Genomic DNA, 4399 nt, shown 5'->3' with positions numbered 1-4399 from the left:
GGCCCGGCCACTTCCAAACGTTATTTCGGTGTGCAGTTCTACTTGGAGGACATGTTTGGCTGCCCGGTCGACTTGGTCACAGAAAAGGCCCTGCGGCCGGAGCTTCGTCCTTACATTGAACAGGAGCGAGTCAATGTCTGATACCAGGAAGCGCGAGTGGCGCTTCTACCTCGACGACATGATCGATTTCTCCGGGAAGGTGTTCGCCTACACCGACGGCCTCGACCAAGCCGGTTTCGTGGCCAGCGCTCTCACCTACGACGCCACTCTGCGTAATCTGGAACTGATCGGCGAAGCCGCCACCCATATCCCGGATGAGGTCCGGGCCGCCCATCCTGAAATCCCCTGGCGGATGATCATCGCCACCCGCAACCGCCTCATCTATGGCTACCTCGGCATCGACGACGACACCGTGTGGAGCATCATCCGGGATGACTTGCCCGAACTTTTGCCGAAGCTCAAGGCGCTTAAGGACGAGACATAGGCGTGAAACCTGGCAGCGTCAAGATCATCGACTGATGCCGGGTTTCCATTGGGACTCAGTGTCTGGGCGCCTCGCTCAGCAAGGCTTCAAGCGTCTCCGCCTCCAGGATGGCATCAGCCCAGGTTTCCAGTTGCTCGGGACCGGCTTGGTCGAGTCGGGTCTGCGCCCATGCGGGGATCGCGCCGTACTTCTTGACGATCAGACGGGCCAGCATGCGACGGGTACCTTGCTCACGCCCTTGCTCCAGGCCTTGCTCAAGGCCCTCTTGGCGCCAGCGTTCCTCTCCATTGTAGAGCACCACCGGCAGGACAGGCGGCAGCTTGCCGTTAGGGTCAAGGACCGAGTGGAAAGTCTGAGGGAGATCAACGAGACGCTCGACAGGATCATGGACGCGGCCAACGCCGGCATTCCGCGTCTCCGCGCGCAGCGCATCGAGGGTGGTAGTGGCGGCGCCACCCGTATCCGAGCCCGGCTCGACGGCGCCGAAGTCAAAATTGAAATCTCACCGGTCACGCGTGGCGTCGTGCACGATCCTGAACGCCGCGCCGTATCCCCAACGGTCGAAGATGAATTCGGCTATGCCGCCGTCCAGGTTGTGTCATTTGAGGATTTGTTCGGTGGCAAACTCCATGCGGCGGTCGATCCGCCAGCTCCCCGCGCCCGACGCATGAACTGCTCGCGCCCGGACTGAGCGATCTGCACGAACCCTATGCCAGGGAATTCGTCGGCATGACAACCATCCCGATCTCCGTCGACGAGCTCGAAGCGACCAGAGTTCGGCTCATCGCCGATATCCGCGGTCGCCTGTGTGACAACACCGCGCAATTCCTACTCAGCCTGCATGACGGCGAACCTGATTTCGAAGCGATCGGATTGCCGCAGGCACAAACCCTTCCAGCCATCCGCTGGAAACTCTTCAACCTGAAAAAGCTTGCGCACGAGAACGCAGCCAAACATGCCGCGCAGCGCATGGAACTCGAAAATCTTTTCCGCAACTCGTAGCCCATCGGGCCGTGAGCTTGTTAGCGAGCAGGGGAAGCGCACAGGCGCTGCATCTTTTCGGGCGCCGACTGCCACTCCGGGAGGTGGTGTGGTTGCCGTGTTGATGGGAAGGGCGCTTCGAAGGAGAGCCACCCATGAAATTTTCGCAAACGTTCAGAGGGCCGGGTGGCCGCGGGTGAGCAATCACCCGCGGCCACCCGGCAGTCAGTGCGGGCTGAAAGCCCTTGATGTGCGGCCGCAATGATCAGGTTTTCGAGCGCACAACCCAGACTGATGAACAGCGCGTGATTGTCCAGGTCGACGACGGACAGGCGCCGGGACAGGTCGGGGTAGATCCTCACGATGTCTCGATCCACCTAAAACTGCCACGGTTGGGTGTTATGGCCTGACGGGGCACGCACGGCGAACGAGATCAATTCCCGGGCAAGGTGGTTCATCGTCGCAGGGGCTCCCCTCAGTCAGTGTGGGGTCCTGACCAGCTTGTCCATGGAAATGGGCGCTCGTCCGACTCGCCTGTCAGAAAGCGGGCGGTGACCGCCAGCCAATGGGCGATGCCTTGACCGAACCAGGCGATACTCGCGTTGCGCTCGTTGGTGAACAGCATCCAGAAGAACTGGAGGATGGCGCAAATACCGAGCACGGTTTGGGCGAGATTCACCAGGAGCACCAGGATCAGCATGATGAGACCATGAAACCAAAGGTTCTTGGGCGGGGGCGGCACGGTATGGGGCGGCGAGTTCATGGGTCTGGCTCCTGGATGATGTGGGTAGGGGCGGCACGAGCCATATTCATCGTGTCGGCCTGATACCAAAGATAGCCGCTGCCACTGCCGAGTGCTTGGCAAAAGAGGATGGCTCGTCGGTGTTTTCGAGCGAATGCCGCTCATCCTGCACCAACTGGTTGCTCAGGAACGCCATCCTGTCCATGTCTCCGGTGTAGCGGTCGATGCGCTCGATGGCCTCGGTGATGTGAGCGAGGTAGTCGGCAAGACGTTGCTGGTCGCGGGTCATACGGGGCGGGCCTCTGCGAGTACCTTGGCCCGGAATATGACGAAGGCCGGTTCAGATGCCGGAAACACACTCAAATCCGGATACCCTGAAATTCCAGCGACAGGTAGATGACTTCCATGCGGCCAGCCAGTGAATCCTGCGCCTTGGGTGAGAAGCAACACCACAGGATCTGGCTGTGGAAAACACCGTCCAGGAGGGGCCCATGCCACGCCCGCTGCAGGCAGCACGCTGCGACTACGCTCTTGTGGTCGTGGAGATGTCCACACAATGGGCGTACTATTTAGGCGTGACGTTTAGCCGGTGCAGGCATCTCTTGCCAGTGCACCCAGGAGGCCTTCATGCCGACCGCCTTTCCCCATGATGATGCGCCCCCCGGCTGCGCGCCACCTTTGCTCACCACCGGGAGACGGTGGACAGGCACTGATGCCCGCTTCGGTCATCATTGAGCCGCTCGACAAGGCTCGCCATCAGCGAGCCGCGTTCACTTCGGGGGTGTCTCAAGTGGACCGCTACCTACAGGAGACGGCTAGCCGCCTCGCGCCCTCTCTGGCGCAGCAGCTCGTGCAGCGGATCCGGGATCCGGGGTTCTGATTGTGAAACAGCCCGGAGGGTAGATTTGGTCATGGTGTGTCCGTTTTTGTTGGTTGAGATCTTGGTTGTGATCAGCCAACAGGATACGCCACCCTACCTTATTGATGACCCAGTGCGTGGCAAGCCCCGCCGTTCAGGGCATTTGTAAGGTAGTGCTTGAGAGTTCAAAGAAGGTTTGCCATTGAGGGATGGAAAACCCATCGTAAAGCCAACCGTCAAGGAGTCAGAACAATGACATCCAAAATGGAAACGCAAACCTTTTTCTGGCTGTTGCTGCTGGTTTCCGTAGGCTTTCTCTGGGTGCTGAAACCCTTTTTCGGGCCGATTTTCTGGGCCTGCGCCGTCGCCATCATCTTCACTCCCGTACAGCAATGGTTGTTGCCCCGATTCAACCACCGACGCAACGTCACCGCGCTTGCGACCCTGGGCATCAGTATCATCATCGTGGTAATCCCGTTCATCTTTGTCGCCAGCTCCGTGGTTTCCCAAGGGATCAACCTCTACCAAAAGCTCGACAGCGGTGATATCAGTCTGGAAGGAATCGTGACCCAGGTCAGCACCCGCTTCCCGTTCATACAAGAGATGCTGCTCAGGTACGATGTCCAACTCGATGAGCTCCAGAACCGGGTGACCGAGGCCGCCATGGCCACCGGTAAATTTATGGCTGAGCGCAGCATCAATATTGGCCATAACGCCTTTCAGTTTATCCTGAATCTTGGCGTCATGATCTACCTCACCTTCTTTATGCTAAGAGATGGGAAGCGCATGGTTGAACTCGTCAAGCAGGCGGTCCCGCTCGGCGAGGAGCGCAAAGGCCTGCTGTTTGCCAAATTTGCCGAAGTCACTCGCGCCACTGTGAAAGGCAATATCGTGATTGCTGCGATCCAGGGCTCTCTGGGTGGGATCATTTTCTGGTTCCTGGGTATTCCCGCGGCCGTGCTGTGGGGTGTGGTGATGGCGGTGGTCTCCCTGATCCCCGCCATTGGCGCCGTCCTGATCTGGGGGCCCGTGGCCATCTACCTGTTCGCCGTCGGCAACTATGTGGATGCTATTATTCTCACCCTCTTTGGCGCTGTGGTCATTGGCCTGGTTGACAACATACTGCGCCCGATCCTCGTGGGTCGGGACACCAAATTGCCCGACTATTTGGTGCTGACGTCCACGCTCGGTGGCATTGCCCTGGTGGGCATTAACGGCTTTGTCATCGGGCCGCTGATTGCCGCGCTGTTCATGGCGTTTTGGGGCATTTTTATTCGGGAATTCAATCACCGGGATCCCGTCTAGCTGAATCCTCAATGATAAAAATGACCCG

8 protein-coding genes are annotated in these 4399 nt (G+C 59.1%); 5 read left to right on the top strand and 3 right to left on the bottom strand.

The features are described from left to right. Together LQ952_RS15405 and LQ952_RS15400 are read left to right on the top strand one after the other, a co-directional pair. The coding region (locus LQ952_RS15405; protein WP_430733777.1) for a nucleotidyltransferase family protein at nt 1-141 on the top strand (141 nt) is incomplete at its 5' end. Further along, the gene (locus tag LQ952_RS15400) at nt 134-484 is read left to right on the top strand and encodes a HepT-like ribonuclease domain-containing protein (protein ID WP_238623502.1); all 351 of its coding nucleotides are present in this window, start codon (nt 134-136) and stop codon (nt 482-484) included. The genes LQ952_RS15405 and LQ952_RS15400, both read left to right, overlap by 8 nt. Nucleotides 485-539: 55 nt before the next feature. On the opposite strand, the gene LQ952_RS15395 is transcribed toward LQ952_RS15400, so the two are convergent. Next, the gene (locus tag LQ952_RS15395) at nt 540-782 is read right to left on the bottom strand and encodes a DUF4351 domain-containing protein (protein WP_238623501.1); all 243 of its coding nucleotides are present in this window, start codon (nt 780-782) and stop codon (nt 540-542) included. A gap of 45 nt (nt 783-827) precedes the next feature. On the opposite strand from LQ952_RS15395, the gene LQ952_RS15390 reads away from it, so the two are divergent. Beyond that, nucleotides 828-1175, top strand: coding sequence for a nucleotidyl transferase AbiEii/AbiGii toxin family protein (locus LQ952_RS15390; protein WP_238623500.1), 348 nt, complete (start codon nt 828-830; stop codon nt 1173-1175). Between the two features lie 38 nt (nt 1176-1213). Further along, on the top strand, nt 1214-1486 hold the full coding sequence (locus LQ952_RS15385) for a hypothetical protein (protein ID WP_238623499.1): 273 nt from the start codon (nt 1214-1216) through the stop codon (nt 1484-1486). A 454-nt stretch (nt 1487-1940) separates the two neighbouring features. On the opposite strand, the gene LQ952_RS15380 is transcribed toward LQ952_RS15385, so the two are convergent. Beyond that, on the bottom strand, nt 1941-2228 hold the full coding sequence (locus LQ952_RS15380; protein WP_238623498.1) for a DUF4389 domain-containing protein: 288 nt from the start codon (nt 2226-2228) through the stop codon (nt 1941-1943). Nucleotides 2229-2274: 46 nt separating this feature from the next. After that, nucleotides 2275-2496, bottom strand: coding sequence for a ribonuclease HepT family protein (locus tag LQ952_RS15375; RefSeq protein WP_238623497.1), 222 nt, complete (start codon nt 2494-2496; stop codon nt 2275-2277). 822 nt (nt 2497-3318) lie between these two features. On the opposite strand from LQ952_RS15375, the gene LQ952_RS15370 reads away from it, so the two are divergent. Next, on the top strand, nt 3319-4371 hold the full coding sequence (locus LQ952_RS15370) for an AI-2E family transporter (protein WP_238623496.1): 1053 nt from the start codon (nt 3319-3321) through the stop codon (nt 4369-4371). Nucleotides 4372-4399: the final 28 nt, after the last annotated feature.

The sequence above is a fragment of the Ectothiorhodospira lacustris genome (assembly GCF_022227785.1).
Classification (GTDB): Bacteria; Pseudomonadota; Gammaproteobacteria; order Ectothiorhodospirales; family Ectothiorhodospiraceae; genus Ectothiorhodospira; species Ectothiorhodospira lacustris.
This window is presented reverse-complemented; position numbering and strand designations above follow the sequence as displayed.